At 69.5% G+C, this 14,429-nt stretch carries 14 protein-coding genes; 4 read left to right on the forward strand and 10 right to left on the reverse strand.

Annotated features, from left to right (window positions below; genetic code table 11):
* Nucleotides 1-46: 46 nt before the first annotated feature.
* The gene (locus NBT82_RS17030) at nucleotides 47-1,525 is read right to left on the reverse strand and encodes a molybdopterin-dependent oxidoreductase (RefSeq protein ID WP_251329290.1); all 1,479 of its coding nucleotides are present in this window, start codon (nucleotides 1,523-1,525) and stop codon (nucleotides 47-49) included.
* A gap of 195 nt (nucleotides 1,526-1,720) precedes the next feature.
* On the opposite strand from NBT82_RS17030, the gene NBT82_RS17035 reads away from it, so the two are divergent.
* Nucleotides 1,721-2,905 carry an MFS transporter gene (locus NBT82_RS17035; RefSeq protein WP_251329291.1) on the forward strand — a complete coding sequence of 395 codons (1,185 nt, stop codon included), beginning with the start codon at nucleotides 1,721-1,723 and terminating at the stop codon, nucleotides 2,903-2,905.
* On the opposite strand, the gene NBT82_RS17040 is transcribed toward NBT82_RS17035, so the two are convergent.
* The 3 genes from NBT82_RS17040 to ddh all read right to left on the reverse strand — a co-directional run bounded on the left by NBT82_RS17040 (nucleotide 2,902) and on the right by ddh (nucleotide 6,516).
* A complete protein-coding gene (locus NBT82_RS17040) occupies nucleotides 2,902-3,933 on the reverse strand; it encodes an NAD(P)/FAD-dependent oxidoreductase (protein WP_251329292.1) in 1,032 nt (343 codons plus the stop codon). The two genes, NBT82_RS17035 and NBT82_RS17040, sit on opposite strands and share 4 nt — an antisense overlap.
* Nucleotides 3,934-4,044: 111 nt before the next feature.
* Entirely contained in the window at nucleotides 4,045-5,466 is a 1,422-nt protein-coding gene (locus NBT82_RS17045) for an MATE family efflux transporter (RefSeq protein ID WP_251329293.1), read from the reverse strand.
* A gap of 111 nt (nucleotides 5,467-5,577) precedes the next feature.
* The gene (gene ddh, locus NBT82_RS17050) at nucleotides 5,578-6,516 is read right to left on the reverse strand and encodes a D-2-hydroxyacid dehydrogenase (protein ID WP_251329294.1); all 939 of its coding nucleotides are present in this window, start codon (nucleotides 6,514-6,516) and stop codon (nucleotides 5,578-5,580) included.
* Nucleotides 6,517-6,664: 148 nt separating this feature from the next.
* On the opposite strand from ddh, the gene NBT82_RS17055 reads away from it, so the two are divergent.
* The 3 genes from NBT82_RS17055 to NBT82_RS17065 all read left to right on the forward strand — a co-directional run bounded on the left by NBT82_RS17055 (nucleotide 6,665) and on the right by NBT82_RS17065 (nucleotide 8,932).
* On the forward strand, nucleotides 6,665-8,278 hold the full coding sequence (locus NBT82_RS17055; RefSeq protein WP_251329295.1) for a thiamine pyrophosphate-requiring protein: 1,614 nt from the start codon (nucleotides 6,665-6,667) through the stop codon (nucleotides 8,276-8,278).
* Between the two features lie 159 nt (nucleotides 8,279-8,437).
* A complete protein-coding gene (locus NBT82_RS17060) occupies nucleotides 8,438-8,620 on the forward strand; it encodes a DUF2061 domain-containing protein (RefSeq protein ID WP_251329296.1) in 183 nt (60 codons plus the stop codon).
* A 42-nt stretch (nucleotides 8,621-8,662) separates the two neighbouring features.
* Nucleotides 8,663-8,932: a hypothetical protein gene (locus NBT82_RS17065; RefSeq protein WP_251329297.1), complete on the forward strand. Its 270-nt coding sequence runs from the start codon at nucleotides 8,663-8,665 to the stop codon at nucleotides 8,930-8,932.
* Nucleotides 8,933-8,963: 31 nt separating this feature from the next.
* Here NBT82_RS17065 and NBT82_RS17070 read toward each other — a convergent pair whose 3' ends face one another.
* The 6 genes from NBT82_RS17070 to NBT82_RS17095 all read right to left on the reverse strand — a co-directional run bounded on the left by NBT82_RS17070 (nucleotide 8,964) and on the right by NBT82_RS17095 (nucleotide 14,413).
* Nucleotides 8,964-9,806 carry an aldo/keto reductase gene (locus tag NBT82_RS17070; RefSeq protein ID WP_251329298.1) on the reverse strand — a complete coding sequence of 281 codons (843 nt, stop codon included), beginning with the start codon at nucleotides 9,804-9,806 and terminating at the stop codon, nucleotides 8,964-8,966.
* 76 nt (nucleotides 9,807-9,882) lie between these two features.
* Entirely contained in the window at nucleotides 9,883-11,010 is a 1,128-nt protein-coding gene (locus NBT82_RS17075; RefSeq protein WP_251329299.1) for an ABC transporter permease, read from the reverse strand.
* Nucleotides 11,007-11,696, reverse strand: coding sequence for an ABC transporter ATP-binding protein (locus tag NBT82_RS17080; RefSeq protein WP_251329300.1), 690 nt, complete (start codon nucleotides 11,694-11,696; stop codon nucleotides 11,007-11,009). Before NBT82_RS17080 ends, NBT82_RS17075 begins: the two co-directional genes overlap by 4 nt.
* Nucleotides 11,693-13,216, reverse strand: a complete 1,524-nt coding sequence (locus NBT82_RS17085; protein ID WP_251329301.1) for a COG1361 family protein — start codon at nucleotides 13,214-13,216, stop codon at nucleotides 11,693-11,695. The genes NBT82_RS17080 and NBT82_RS17085 overlap by 4 nt, the downstream gene beginning before the upstream one ends.
* A gap of 274 nt (nucleotides 13,217-13,490) precedes the next feature.
* Nucleotides 13,491-14,039, reverse strand: coding sequence for an NUDIX hydrolase (locus NBT82_RS17090; RefSeq protein WP_251329302.1), 549 nt, complete (start codon nucleotides 14,037-14,039; stop codon nucleotides 13,491-13,493).
* Nucleotides 14,036-14,413, reverse strand: a complete 378-nt coding sequence (locus NBT82_RS17095; protein WP_251329303.1) for a hypothetical protein — start codon at nucleotides 14,411-14,413, stop codon at nucleotides 14,036-14,038. The genes NBT82_RS17090 and NBT82_RS17095 overlap by 4 nt, the downstream gene beginning before the upstream one ends.
* Nucleotides 14,414-14,429: the final 16 nt, after the last annotated feature.

A 14,429-nucleotide genomic window follows, 5' to 3' on the forward strand; every position in this document is an offset into this window, starting at 1 on the left:
CGGCCGTGTGTGAATTCGGTGGCGTGAGGAAAACAGTTCGCCCGCGTCACAGCGAGTCGGGGGCGACGGATCGTGACACCCACCCGCTCGGTCCACTGGGGAAGGCCCGCTTCTCGTCTTCGGGCTGGAGCGTCCCGGTGCCGTCGACGGCGCGGACGACCACCTCGTGTTGCCCGGGTGGATCGTAGCGGTAGACCCACTGGCGCCACACGTCCTCGCCGGGCAGAGGATCGGAGAGGTCGGCCGCCGCCCAGGTGTCGCCGCCGTCGACCGACACCTCGACGGACTTGATCCCGCGGGTGCCGGCGTAGGCCGCGCCCGCCACCTCGATCCGGCCGTCGTTGAGGCGGTTCGTCGCCCACAGCTTCGCCACCGTGTTCACCGGGCCGGTGCCGTGCCACCCCCGCTCCTCCCAGTAGCCCGTCGCCGGTTCGTCCAGGATCTCGATTTCGGTGAGCCACTTGACGTTGATTTCGCCCCAGTGACCGGGGATCAGCGCCCGCGCCGGCGCGCCGTGGGCGCGGGGCAGCGGCTGTCCGTTCATGCCCACGGCGAGGAATCCGGTTTCGAGCGCGTCGACCGGGAACTCCTCGTAGAAGCCGTCGGCGGCTCGGAGCATCACGTAGTCGCCCTCCGGGTCGGCGTCGTCGATCAGATCGGCGATCGGTACGCCCGTCCAGAGCGCGTTGTCGAGTTTTCGGCCGTTGAGCGACTCGCCGACACAGCGAAGCGAGACGAACCGGTGTTCGTGGTCCATCGCCTCGACGTCCGCGAAGGTGACCGTCGTCTCCTCGCCGACGGCGCCGTGGATCCGCACCGACCAGTCCTCGCGGGCCGGATCGGGGTCGACGTTCGCGACGTCGACGCGGTAGAAGTCGTCGCTGATGAGCGGTTCCAGTCCCTCGACGTCCAGCGACTTCTCCTCGGCCTCGGCGAGGAGGGCCGCCACGTCGTCCTCGACCGGCGCCCTCTCGACGGGGTCGCTGGGCGCGAACGCCCGCCGTCCGCCGACGCCGAGTGCGGCGACGGCGATGGCGGCGGCGGCCGAGAGGAGCGCTCGCCGCGGGCCGTCGGTGGGGTCCCCGGTGGACTCGTCGCCGGCACCGAGGGCGGCGACGGTCGAGACGAGCGCCGCACCGACGACCGCGCCGACGGTCGAATCGAACGCGCCGGAGAGCGCGGCGGCCACGACGCCGACGCCGAGGGCGACGGCGACGGGTGCGAGTAGCGGACGCCCGGCCCTTGCGGCGGCGATCCGGCCGACCGCGACCACGAAACCGAGGAGGGCCGCCGCGGCGGCGAGGCCGCCGCCGTAGGCCAGGTCGCTCCCCAAGTCGCCGAGGACGGTGATGGCGAAGGTGACGAGAGCGGCGGGCGCGAGCGTGACGGTCAGGTTCGAGACCGGCGCCGCGACGAAGGTAGGGGCGTCGCCGACGACGGCGTAGGAGCCGGCGACGGCCGCGATGCCGCCGGCGAACGCGGTGGCCGCGGCGAGGAGACGCCGACGCCAGGCGGTCGGGATCATCGCGTCGTCACCGGGGCCCGGGCGATTCGCTGCCGGTCGAACCGTGCGGTTCCATCCATACCGTCCAGAAGGCGGGCGGACGGGTAAGCGATTTTGCAAGATCCGCCCGAACTCCGTCTAGAATTCGTCGTGACTCGCGCCCTCGACCCGAAAGGCAGTAGAGGATGGCTCACCGCGTTCCGTCGACGGAGAGTCGTGTCCCGAACCCGCAGTCGCGTCGCGCTCGCCGGCGTCGTGTACGCCACCCTGCTGGCGCAGGTACTCCTCTATCCCGGGATCGACACGCTCGTCGAGGCGCTCGGCGCCGCGACGCATCTCGACGCGAGCATGTGGTTTCTGGCCGCGGAGTTCGCGGCGTTCGTCGTCTTCGCGGTCCCCTGGGGACTGGCGAGCGACGCCGCCGGCCGCCGGGTCCCTTTCGTCGTCGCGGGCGCGCTGCTCGGCTCCCTCGGCTACCTGCTTCTCGCGGTCCTGCCCGGCGCCCTCGCCCTCTCCTTTCCCGCCGTGCTTGCGCTCCGGGCGTTCCAGGGTGCGGCGACCGTCGGCGCCTTCTCCCTCGCGATGACGATGCTCATGGATCTGGAGGGGTCACACGGCCGCAACATGGGGGCGACTGGCATCGCCATCGGCCTCGGGACGGCCACGGGTGCGCCCCTCGGTGGCGTTCTCTACGGACTGGGCCCGTTCGTCCCGCTGTACGCGGCCGCCGGAGTGTTCCTCCTGGTCGCCCTCGGTGTACCGTTCGTGGTGGACCGAGCGCCCGCCGCCGGGGAACGGGCGTCGCCGTTCGCGGGGCTCCGCCGGACGCCGCGACTCGCCCTCCCCTACGTCTTCGGCTTCGCGGATCGCCTCACCGCTGGCTTTTTCTCCCTCGTCGGGACCCTCTACTTCCGCACCGTCTTCGACCTGAGTCCGGCAGCCACGGGGGTGACGCTCGCGCTGTTTTTCGCCCCCTTCGCGCTGTTGCAGTACCCCTTCGGCGTCGTATCGGACCGGATCGGCCGGACCCGTCCCATCGTCGCGGGGTCGGCGCTGTACGGCGGGGCGGTGATCCTCGTCGGTGCGGTGTCGAGCCTCCGGGCCGCACAGGGAGGGATGGTGTTGGTCGGCGTCCTCGGTGCACTCATGGTACCGGCGACGCTGGCTCTGGTGACGGATCTCGCGGCTCCCGGCGACCGCGGCGTCGCCATGGCGGGGTTCAACATCGCCGGGAGTCTGGGCTTTCTCGTCGGCATCGTCGGCGGCGGCCTCGTCGCGGACGCCTACGGCTATCGGGCTGCATTCCTGCTGATCGGCGGCCTCGAAATCGGACTCGCGGCGGCGACGCTTCCCGCCTTCCGGCGGATCGAGTCGGGGCAGGCGACGGGGAGTGGTCCTTAGAGCGCGTACGCCAGGCGTTCGCCGGTATCCAACCCGTTCCGGACGGCGGCGTGCAGGCGGGCTTCGCCGTCGACCCAGTCACCGAGGACGTAGCATCCTTCCTCCTCGGCGGCGGTCCGCGCCCCGCGACGGAGCCCCGACTCGGGGAGGGCGTACCGCCAGCCCTGGTGGTCGGTCCAGGCGGGGTCGGCCAGGCGGTCGTCGGCAAGCAGCGTGGCCGCGTGGGCGGCTAGGTCGGCGACGTTTTCGGCCGGGTCGGCGTCGTATCGCTCGACCGACCACTCGTGGTTCGCCTGCACGACGAGCACCGACTGCCCCTCGGGGACGTGGCCGGGCTTGCACTCCTCGCGGGAGATCCACCCGACTTCGTGCTCCTTGTCGGTGTTCACGACGGCGTAGTACGGCCGGTCGAGTCCGAACTCGTAGCCGAGGACGGCGGTCCAGACGGTCCGATAGTCCACGTCCCGTGTGGCCGCGAGCAGGTCGGTCCGGGCTTCGCTCTCCCAGTCCGCGGTCTCTAGGAGCGCCGCCGTCTGGGGTGCCGGCGGATTGAGGACGAGCGTGTCGAAAGAACCCCACTGCTCGCCGTCGTCGTCGGTCAGGGTCCACGCGTCCCCCTCCTTCGTCACGCTCTCGACCCGCGTCCGCCGGTGGACGGTCGCGTCGGTGGCGCCGAAGAGGTGTTTCGCCAGCCGGGTCAACCCGGTCCGGTAGGTCCACTTCCGCTCGTCGGCGTCCCGCCCCTCGTGGACCGCGCCCGAGCGGTCGAAGGCGTAGACCTCTCCGTCTACCTCGACGAGGCCGTCGTCGAACGTCGAGACGAGGTCGACCACCCGCTCGTCGTCGTCCTTGAGGTAGTTGGCGCCGTAGTCGTAGGTCACGTCGTCGCGGCGGCGGGTCGCAGCCCGACCGCAGAGTCCCCCCGACTTCTCCAGTACGGTGATCGAGGCGTCGGGGACCGCGCCGTCGACGACGTACGTCGCCGCGGCGGCGGCCGCGCCCGCGCCCACGATGCCGATGTCGGTCATACGTCCACTACGACCGGAACGGCAAAACTCCACGGACCGGAAACGGGGCCCGGTCGCTCGCCCGCACCGTCCGCCCCGGTCGGAGCGGGTCGGCGCGTTCGCCGGGCAGTGTTAGTCGCCCGCGCCGGCCGTCACGTGTGCCCGCCCGAATGCCTTCCAGCGGTTCGACCGAACGCGGGAGACGTTCAGCGCGGCCGGCACGGCCGTCTCGACAACCATCGCCCCCAGCAACGCGCTCGTGCCGAGGGGCGTGACGAGGCCGAGCGCCGCGAGCGGGAGCGCACAGCCGTAGCGCCCGGCCAGCGAGGTGAAGAACGGATAGCGGGTGTCGCCCGCGCCTCGGAGCGTCCCGGTCGCGGCGCCGTCGACGCCGAGGAAGACGGCGCTGATGGCGGCGGCGGCGACGAAGGGACCGGCGACGGCGACGACGGCCGCGTCGTCGACGAACAGCACGGCGATCCGCCCCGACAGCCCGAGAACGACCGTCGATACGAGGACGTACACGGTCGCCGAGAGCCGAACGATGGCTCGGGCGTAGGCCTCCGCGTCGGCCGCGTCGCCGGCGCCGAGTCGCTGGCCGACGAGCGTGCTCGCGGCGATCGAAAAGCCCCACGAGAAACTACCGAGGAGGGTCCGGACCCGTCGCGCCACCTCGTAGGCGGCCACGACGGCCGGACCGAACGTGGCGGCGATGGCCACGAGCGGGAAGGCGACGAGGGTCTCCGCGGTCCGGCGAGCCATCAGCGGCGCGGAGACGACGAGGAGGCGGCGGGTGAGGGGGACACCCCCGTCGAACCGGAGCGTCGCCCGCGTGACGGCGACGGGACAGGCGCCACGGCCGAAGTAGGTCCGCCCGGAGAGCCCCCACGCGAAGACGCCAGTCACGGCGCCGGTCGCGATCGAGGTGCCGGCGGCGGCGCCGGCGACGCCGCGCCCGTAGCCGAAGATCAGGACCGCCGAAAGGACGACGTTCGCCAGCGCTCCGCCCGCGCGGATCGCCATGGGCGTCAGCGTATCGCCGACGCCAGCGTAGGTTCGGCTGGCGATCAGGTTCGGAAACTCGAAGAGAAGCGCGGGGGCGACGAGCGCGAGGTAGGTGGCGGCGTGACGGAGAGGTGCCGGCTCCGATCCCAAGACGGCGACGAGTTCGGGCGCGAAGGCGGCGTAGGTGGCGACGATCGGCGCCGCGACGACGGCGGCGACTGCAAGGGAGACGCCCACGGCGGCGCTCGCTCGGGCCGAGTCCCCGGCGCCGTAGGCCTGGGAGACGAGGGAGACCGTCCCGCCCGCGAGGCCGATGCCCAGGAACTTCCCCACCTGCCAGTAGGCGTTGGCGAACGCGAGGCCGGCGACGGCCGCGGTGCCGACGTCCCAGCCGACCATGGCCAGATCGACCGTGCTCTTGGACATGATGGCGAACCCGGTGACGACCCGGGGCCAGGACAGATCGAACGTCTCGCGAAAGCGCCGGGGATCGATGATCCCGGCGCGGTCGAGGGCACGGGCGAGCGCGTCGAGACGAGGACCAGCCATCGAGCGCCGTTACGCCGGCCGCATCTTGGAGGTTTCCACTCGTCCCGGGACCGACCGCCCTGACGACGGAACCTGGGGCGTGGTTCGGGCATCCCACTCCGAACGTGGCTGTCAGGCGACCCGGTTTCGGAGCGGTTCGCCCGCCTGATACTGGCCGAAGATCTCCATTACGAGGTCGGCGATGTCGAGGTGATAGCGGTTGGTCGCGGAGCCACGATGCGGGGAGATGACGACCTCCTCGAAGTCCCAGAGCGGGTTGTCCTCGGGCAGGGGCTCGGTCTCGAAGACGTCGAGGCCGGCGCCCGCGATGGTTCCGGAATCGAGGGCGCCGATCAGGGCGTCCTCGTCGACGATGGGACCGCGGGCGACGTTGATCAGGTAGGCGTCGTCGCGCATTCCGTCGAACTCGGGCGTGGAGAACAGATCCTCCGTTTCGGGGGTGTGGGGGACGGCGATGGCGACGAAGCGGGCGTCCGCGATGGCCTCGTGGAGATCGTCGGGCTGGTAGAGTTCGGAGACGCCGGGGACGGACTCGTCGGCGCGGCGGACCCCGACCACCTCCATGCCGAGGGCGTCGGCACGGGCGGCGATCCCCTGCCCGAGGGTGCCCAGGCCGACGACACAGAGCCGTTCGTTCTCGACGGTGAACGGCCGTTCGTACTCGGGTTCGAACCAGTGGTTCTCGTTCTGGTGGTCGCGGTAGACGTGGAGCATGCGCGCGAGCGACACCATGTAGCCGACGGCCATCTCGCCGACCGTGGTACCGTGGATGCCGGTGCTGTTGGTGAGGGGAACGCCCGCTGCCTCGTAGGCGTCCGTGTCGAACTCGTCGTAGCCGGCACGGATGCAGTGGACCCACCCGGCGTCGAGGAACGCATCGCGCGGTCGAAAGGACGCGACGGCGTCCGTGCGGTCGAACGCCTCACCGTCCCCGACGATCTCGACCGTCACGTCGAGGTCGTCGAACGCCCCGACGAACCCTTCGGCGGGAATCTTGGTCGAAACCGACTCGTGAACACAGAGTCGTTCGAACTGCGGTCTTTCGGACACGTGTCGGAAATCTGCACTCTAGCTTATCAACGTTTCGACAGATGTCGACGTACTGTTAGCCGTCCGTCCTACTTTTCGACAGATACCGAAGGCAAGCACCCATCTGTCCGTACTTTTACAATCCCAGACGGTGGTACTGTTCAACGATATGATCGTAACGGATGCCGTCGCGGGGATCCTGGCCGAAGAAGGTGTCGAACACCTGGTCGGATTCCCGAGCAATCCTCTCTTCGACGACGACGCGGCCGAGGATGCCGGCATCCGGTCGATCGTCGTTCGGCAGGAGCGGACCGGCGCTCACATTCTTGACGGCATCGCCCGCATCACGTCGGGCGATCAGGTCGAAGCGTTCGCCTGCCAGCACGGCCCCGGAACGGAGAACTCCGTCGGCGGCATCGCCCAGGCGTACGCGGAGTCGGCACCCATCGTCGCGCTGCCGGCCGGCTACTCCCGTGCGAAGACGAACACGGACCCGAAGTTCAGTTCGCTGATCAACTACCAGGCGGTCACGAAGACGACCGAGCAGTTGACCGATCCGGCGGCGACCGAGGAGACGATCCGACGAGCGTTCCAGGCGGCGCGCAACGGTCGCCAGCGCCCCGGGCTGGTCGAGATACCGAAGGACGTCTTCTCGGAGGCGGTCGGCGAAATCGACTACGAGCCCACGTCGTCGACGCGGACGGCGCCCGATCCACGCGCCGTCGAGGCGGCGGTCGACGCGCTCCTCGACGCCGAGCTACCCGTCATCAACGCCGGACAGGGCGTCCACTACGCGAAGGCGTGGGAACCGCTGCTGGAACTGGCCGACCTGCTGGAGGCGCCGGTCGCGACCACGCTCAACGGCAAGAGCGCCTTCCCCGAGGACCATCCGCTCGCGCTCGGCGCGGGGTCGAAAAGCGAGCCCCGCCAACTCAACCACTTCGTCAACGAGGCCGACGTACTCTTCGGTATCGGCTGTAGCTTCACCGAGACCGCCTACGGCATCACGCCGCCGACCGAGGACAACACTCTCATCCACTCGACGAACGATCCCGGCGACGTGGACAAGGACTACAAATCCGATCTCGCAGTCATCGGCGACGCGAAACTCGTCCTCGAAGCCATCGTCGACGGAATCGAGGACCGCGTCGCCGACACGGGCTTTGGCCGGTACGACGACGTGACTGCCGAAATCTCGGAGGTCGAGGCGGCGTGGCGCGACGACTGGGCGGACGTCCTGACGTCCGACGAGACGCCGATCAACCCCTACCGCGTCGTCCACGAACTCGATCGGACACTCGACAAGGAGGAAGTCGTCGCCACCGCCGACGCCGGCAACACCCGTGACTTCATGGCGCCCTTCTTCGAGGTGACCGAACCTCTCTCCTATCTCGGCTGGGGGAAGACCACGCAGCTGGGATACGGGCTGGGCCTGATGATGGGCGCGAAGCTCATCCACCCCGAGAAGACCTGCGTCCACGTCATGGGGGACGGCGCCATCGGCATGGTCGGCATGGACTTCGAGACGGCCGTCCGAGAGGATATCCCGATCATCGCCGTCGTGCTGAACAACTTCGAGATGGCGAGCTACGACACGCCGTTCTCGGGGCACTACGCCGACTTCGCCGAGTCGATGGGCGGCTACGGCGAACGCATCGAGGACCCCGAGAACGTCTCAGACGCCATCGAACGCGCCGTCCAGAAGACCGAAGCGGGCACGCCGGTCCTACTCGAGTTCCTCACCGCGACGTATACCGAGCTCTCGCGCCCCGACCTCGAGTAGGACGGCCCGCTGTTCCGACCAAGATATAACCATTTCAAGTCACATAGGGGAGACGAGTTATTGGTTGTAGTTATATTTACCCGCCAACCGGCCGTATCGTGAGCCATGGCACCGAACGGCACGATTGGATAGCCACGCCAGGCCCGGCGTCGGGCACTCGTGAAGACGCTCTGCTATCGCGTCCTGATGGTAGGTGTCACCGTCGCCGTCACCTTGCTCGTCGTCGGGGACATAGGCGACGCCGTGAGTGTCGGCCTCGTCGCCAACCTCGCCAAGACGGGCGTGTACTACGCGTACGAACGCCTGTGGGATCGGATCGAGTGGGGGCTGTCGCGGCCGTGACCGTGGAAAAAGCTAACGAGTATCGAGCACGTAGGCCGCCCGATGGCCTTCGAACTCGGCTTCCTCGTCGGGTCGCTGGCGCTGCTCGGTCTGTTGATCTACGTGACGCGGTTCCGTGGCCCCTCGCTCCCCCACGAGACGGCGGAGGGCGAACGGGAGATCCCGGAGGGCGACACTGTGGTCGACGGCGTCCACGCCCCATCGGCCGAGGCCACGGTCGAGCAGTGCGACCTCTGTGGCGAGAACCCGGCGACGCGCTCCGTCAGCGACATGCGGGTCTGTGGCGAGTGCGACGAGGACCTGCTGACGTAGCCGCCGTCGCCCCGTCCGGGCCGCTGCGCCGTCACTCCGGAATGCCGTATACGTCGTCGGTCCAGTCCCGGGTCGGGGTGTCGTAGATCGGCGCGTTCCGATCCCGGTCGTCGAGTCGCTCCACATCGGCCTCGTCGAGCTCCCAGTCGGAGATATCGGCGTTCGCGCGGATGTGCGCGGGCGTGGACGACTTCGGCAGGACGGTGATGCCGCGCTGGATCGCCCACCGCAACACGACCGTCGCCGGCGACCGGTCGTACGTCTCGGCGAGTTCCCGGACGACCTCGTCCTCGAAGATTTCGGTCCTGGCCAGCGGGGCAGCCGCCTCGACGGCCACGCCCGTCTCGCGGCAGTACTCGACGAGATCCGGCCGCTGGAACCAGGGGTGGAACTCGATCTGGTTGACCGCGATCGGCACGTCGGCGACGCGCTGTGCGCAGCCGAGCTGGTAGGCGCTGAAATTCGAGACGCCGACGTTCCGGACCAGCCCGCGGTCGTGCAGCGTCGCCATCGCGTCCAGCGACTCCCGGAGTGACACGGCCGGGTTCGGCCAGTGGATCAGGTAGAGATCGAGGTAGTCGACGCCCAGTCGGTCGAGCGACGCCTCACAGGACTCGATTACCGACCCGTAGTGGAGATGCTTGGGGAGGACCTTCGAGGTGAGAAACACGTCGTCGCGGTCGTACTCCGCGAGGGCGGCGCCGACGGCGGCCTCGTTACCGTACCCCTCGGCGGTGTCGACGTGGGCGTAGCCGGCGTCGATGGCCGTCCGGATCGCCCGATCGATCGTCTCGTCGTCGAGGTTCCACGTACCGAAGCCGAGCCGTGGGAGTTCGTCGCCACTCGGCAGCGTCCGGGTCGGAACGGTCGTCATACCCGAGCCACCGTCCGGCGCCCAATTGAAACTACGGGTCGCGGCGGCCGGCGGACGACCGCCGGCGCGGCTCGGCTTACCCCCGCAGCACCTCGACAGGGTTGGCCGTCGACGCCTTCCAGGCGGGGTAGACGCCGCTGAGCGTGCTCGCGACGACCGCGAAGCCGAACCCGAGCGCGAGGAATTCGAGGTTGCGCGGCTGGAAGACGAGCATCGGCTGCCCGTTGAGCTGTCCGTTGACGGTGTAGCCGACGAGCACCGACAGGACGACGCCGACGGCCCCGCCGACGACGCCGACCAGCGCGGCCTCGGCGACGATCATCCGCATCACCTCCCGGCGACGGATGCCGACCGCCCGGAACACCCCGATCTCGGCCCGGCGCTCCACGACGCTCATCAGCATCACGTTCAGGATGCTGACGCCGGCGACGACCAGCGAGATGGAACCGACGCCCAGCAACGCGGCGTTGAGGGTGGCGAAAAAGCCGCTGACGCTCTCCTGGATGTCCGCGGGAGTGAACGTGTCGACGACCTCCTCGCGCTGGTTTACCTCCGCTGGGATCTCCGCCGCGAGTCGCTGGGCGTCTTCCCCGTCCTCCGCGACGACGGTCACTTGGTCGTAGCCATCCCGGTCGATGTCGTCGAGTGGGACGACCACGGAGACGCCCTGGCCGAAGCCGCCGGGTTCGTCGAGGATGGCGATGATCCGGTACGAGCGACCACCGATCGAGACGGTCTGCCCGAGTTCCACGCCGAGTTCGTCCGCGAGTTCGGCGTTGAGCAGGGCACCGCTCCGCATCGGCGACGGGATGGTCCCCTCGGCGGCGTCGTAGAGCGCGGCGGGGCGGGAGACCGCCTCGACGCTCACCTGCCGGCGCTCGGAGCGGGAGGCCACCTCCAGCGTCTCGGTTCGCTGGGGAGCGACCACCGCGCCGGTCGCCACCCGCTCTATCGAGTCGACCTGCGCGTCGGTGATGACGTTCTCGGCGTTCTCCTCGCCGGGAAACACCGTCACCGTGTTCGAGAGCCCGCCCAGTTCCTGCGTAGCACCGTACTGCAGCGCCGTGCCCGTGATGCCGATGGCGGCGATGGCGACGACCCCGATGACGATTCCGAGGGTCGCCAGCCCGGTTCGGAGCTTGTTCCGCCAGAGGTTGAGCCACGCCATCCGGAGCGCCGGAAACTCGAGCGAATCGAGCGTCACTGAATCACCCCGTCGACGAGTTCGACCGTCCGGTCGGTGAACTCCGTCACCAGTTCGTCGTGGGTGACCGCCACCACACCCACCTCCTCTTCAGTGCTGATGCGCTCGAACTCCTCCAGGATGTTGCGCCCGGTGTCCCGGTCCAGGTTGCCAGTCGGTTCGTCCGCAAGCAGGAGCCGGGGTTCGTTCACCAGCGCCCGCGCGATGGCGACGCGCTGGCGCTGCCCGCCAGAGAGCTGATCGGGTCGGTGGTCGAGTCGGTCGCCGAGCCCCATCCGGCCGAGGAGGTCACGCGCCCGTGGGGTCCGATCACCCTCGACGAACATCGTCGGTACGAGGACGTTCTCGGTGGCCGTCAGCATGGGGACGAGATGGAAGGACTGGAAGACGAAGCCGATGGTTCGCCGTCGGGCCATCGTGCGTGCCTCGTCGTCGTAGTCGGTCACGTCGTCGTCGTCGAGACGGACCGTCCCGGCGGTGGGAACGTCGAGGAGGCCGAGGATGTTGAGCAGCGTGCTCTTTCCGGAGCCGCTGGGGCCGATGACAGCGACCATCTCGCCGGGATCGACGGCGAAATCGACGTGTGAGAGGGCGGCGATGGTTTCGCCGCCGCTCCGGTACTCCTTGGTGACGTCGTCGAGTGTGGCGACCGGCCCGGTCGCGCCGCCGCGGGGGTGTTCGGTCATGCCTCGTCGTCGCCGCGGCGTTGCCACCAGTAGATCAGTCCGCCGCCCACGGCGACGACGGCCGCCAGGCGAAGCAGGATGCCGACCACGTCGATCCGGCCGAGGCCGAGGACGCCGCCACCGCCGGGCGGCCCGTCACGGTCGGGGGCGCCCTCCGGTGGCCCGGCAGCGGCGCCGGTGTCGCCGATCGCCACCTCGGTCACCCGGGTGTACTGCTCGCCGTCGGCGATGTAGCTGATGCGGATCGGGACGGTGTCGGTTCGGTTGCCCGCCAGTCGCGCCGTCAGTTCGAACGAGGTGAACTCGCCCGCGGGGACGTTGCCGACGAAGTAGTTTTTCGTCGGCGAGACGGGCGTCACGCGCTCGGTGTCGACGACGCCCACGACGGCGCCAGTCACGGCCGTCTCGCCCGTGTTCGAGGCGCTCCCGGCGAGCCTGATCGATCCGCCGGTCGGGATCACCTCGATGCCGGTCAGCGTGATGTTGCCGTCGGTCGTCGGCGCGAAGTCGACGGTCGTCGTCGTCTCGTGGCGCTCGCCGGCGGCCTCGTAGACGGCTCGCAGGGTCACGGGGCCGGCCGGGAGGCTCGACTCGCCGACGGTGATCTCGCGGGTCGACTCGGCGACCACGTCGGCCACGAGTTTCCGGGCGACCGTCTCGCCGCCGGCCTCGGCACGCAGTCTGACATCCTCCAGCGGCACGTTGCCGAAGTTGGTGAGCGACGCGTCGATCCGTGCCGTGTCGTTCTCTCGGACCACCTCCGCGTCCAGTTCGGCGTCGACCCGGGCCGGATCGACGTCGAACGTCCGGGAGGTGGAGACGGTCTGCCGGTCGCCGCCGCCGTCGCGGTAGACGAGCGTCGCGGTCAGTGGGGTGGCGCCGGCGCCGGCGAAGCTGACGTCGTACCCGACGATCCGTTCGCGGCCGGCCGGCAGCGAGGCGTTCACGCGTCGCGGATCCTCGACGGTGGCGTTCGGCCCCGAGAGCGTCAACTGGAGGTTGGAGATGTCGTTCGGGGCGCCGTTGGCCACGGTGACGTTCACGCGACCCTCGGTGGAGGGGTCGGACGGCGTCTCCAGTGACAACTGTACGTCGCTGTCGCGTTCGTCGACCGACACCGACACCGGGTACTTTATCGAGAACACGCTACCGTCGGTGCCCTGGGCGTAGACGTGGAGGGTGAGATCCTTCCGTCCCGGCGATCCGAACGTGGTCGTCAGCGGGACGTCGATCGATCCGCCGGAACCGATCTTCCCCAGATCAGACGCCGAGGCGACCCGCCGGCTCCCGGCGCGGAGCGACACCTGGTTGATCCGGGCCGCGTCGGTGCTGCTCTCGAAGTTTCGAATCGTCGCGTTGATCGTCACGTCCTCGCCGACGCGAGGATCGGACGGGGAGACGGTGACGGACTGGACCGCGACCTGACTGTCCGCCGTCGCGACACCGGCGCCGAGCGTGACGGCACTCGCCGTCAGGGCGACGATCAGCGCGAGGACGGCGACGACGGAGCGGTCAGGCATGCCACCACCGCGGCACGCGGGTGGCTCGTTCGACGGATGGGGCGGTGTGGCCGGTATCGAATCCCAAACGGGAGACCATCACCGGTCTATCGGTGCCATCGGGACTTATGCTGTTGGATGACTGGAATCGAGATTTTCGTTACCGACGGCCGATCGTCACTCCTCGTCCGCCGGCGACTCGGTGGTCGTTTCCGATCTCGTTCGGTCCGCGTCGGTCGCGATGGCGTTGCCGAGTCCCTGCAGATCGGCGGGTCCCGACGCCGGTCGCGCCCGGCTATAGCATCCCCTCCTCGCGGGCCAGCAGTATCCCTTCGACCGTGGCGTCGTTGGTCGGTTGGGCGCGTGCCACGTCGAGGGCATCTTCGATAGGGATCGACCGAGGCCGGAGGAACTCGTTGCCGTCGAAGTCCCGACGCACGGGCGTCAGCCCCTCCGCGAAGACGATGCCACGACGGTGGCGGAGGACGCCCGTACACGTCCAGAACTCCTGGAGGAGTGCGGTCGTATCCGGGGCGACCCCCGTCTCCTCGCGGAGTTCGCGCGCCGCGGCGGTCGTGAACGACTCGCCGTCCTCGACGATGCCCGCGGGGAGTTCGAGGTGGGTCTCGCGGATCGTCGGACGGAACTGCTCGACGAAGAGGACGTCGTCGTCGGCGACGGCGACCACCACGGTGGCGGGTGGTAGTTCCGCCCAGTAGTACCGCTTGGTCGAGCCGTCCGGCTGTTCGACGAGGTCGTAGCCGCCGGTGTACCAGCCGGTTTCGTACTCGGTCACCGACTCGATCACCGGCCAGTCGTGCTCCGACTCGTCGGCGTCGCTCACGCTCGAACCACCTCGATCAGATACCGGTCGCCGCCGTCGACGACGACGACGGCACCGTCCCGCCGTGCATCGGGGTTGCGAGCGACCAGCCCCTGGCGCTCGTCGAACGGCGAGTGTGAGAACGTCTCCTTCAGGCCGACCGGGCCGCGGCGGTAGGCATCCGATCGCCCCGAGTCGATGGCCTCGGTGAGGTAGGGGTAGCGACGCTCCGAGAGTCCCGTGACGTTGACCGCCGGCCCGTCGGCGTCCGTCGGCGTCGCCGTCAGATGGTAGGGATCGCCGGTACCCAGCAGCGAGGGCAGGGCGCCGAGTGCGAGCAGAGCGAGGACGACGACGACGAAGCCGAGTACCGCGCGGCGCGTGATCGGTCGCACGGAGGCCGTTGGGTCG

The sequence above is a fragment of the Haloplanus sp. HW8-1 genome (assembly GCF_023703795.1).
Taxonomy (GTDB): Archaea; Halobacteriota; Halobacteria; order Halobacteriales; family Haloferacaceae; genus Haloplanus; species Haloplanus pelagicus.

Excerpts from the sequence above, each read along its gene's own strand:
- NBT82_RS17040 (WP_251329292.1), bottom strand. The coding sequence starts at position 3,933 with ATGACCGACATCGGCATCGTGGGCGCGGGCGCGGCCGCCGCCGCGGCG.
- NBT82_RS17055 (WP_251329295.1), top strand. The coding sequence starts at position 6,665 with ATGATCGTAACGGATGCCGTCGCGGGGATCCTGGCCGAAGAAGGTGTC.
- NBT82_RS17070 (WP_251329298.1), bottom strand. The coding sequence starts at position 9,806 with ATGACGACCGTTCCGACCCGGACGCTGCCGAGTGGCGACGAACTCCCA.
- NBT82_RS17085 (WP_251329301.1), bottom strand. The coding sequence starts at position 13,216 with ATGCCTGACCGCTCCGTCGTCGCCGTCCTCGCGCTGATCGTCGCCCTG.
- NBT82_RS17045 (WP_251329293.1), bottom strand. The coding sequence starts at position 5,466 with ATGGCTGGTCCTCGTCTCGACGCGCTCGCCCGTGCCCTCGACCGCGCC.
- NBT82_RS17030 (WP_251329290.1), bottom strand. The coding sequence starts at position 1,525 with ATGATCCCGACCGCCTGGCGTCGGCGTCTCCTCGCCGCGGCCACCGCG.
- NBT82_RS17080 (WP_251329300.1), bottom strand. The coding sequence starts at position 11,696 with ATGACCGAACACCCCCGCGGCGGCGCGACCGGGCCGGTCGCCACACTC.
- NBT82_RS17065 (WP_251329297.1), top strand. The coding sequence starts at position 8,663 with ATGGCCTTCGAACTCGGCTTCCTCGTCGGGTCGCTGGCGCTGCTCGGT.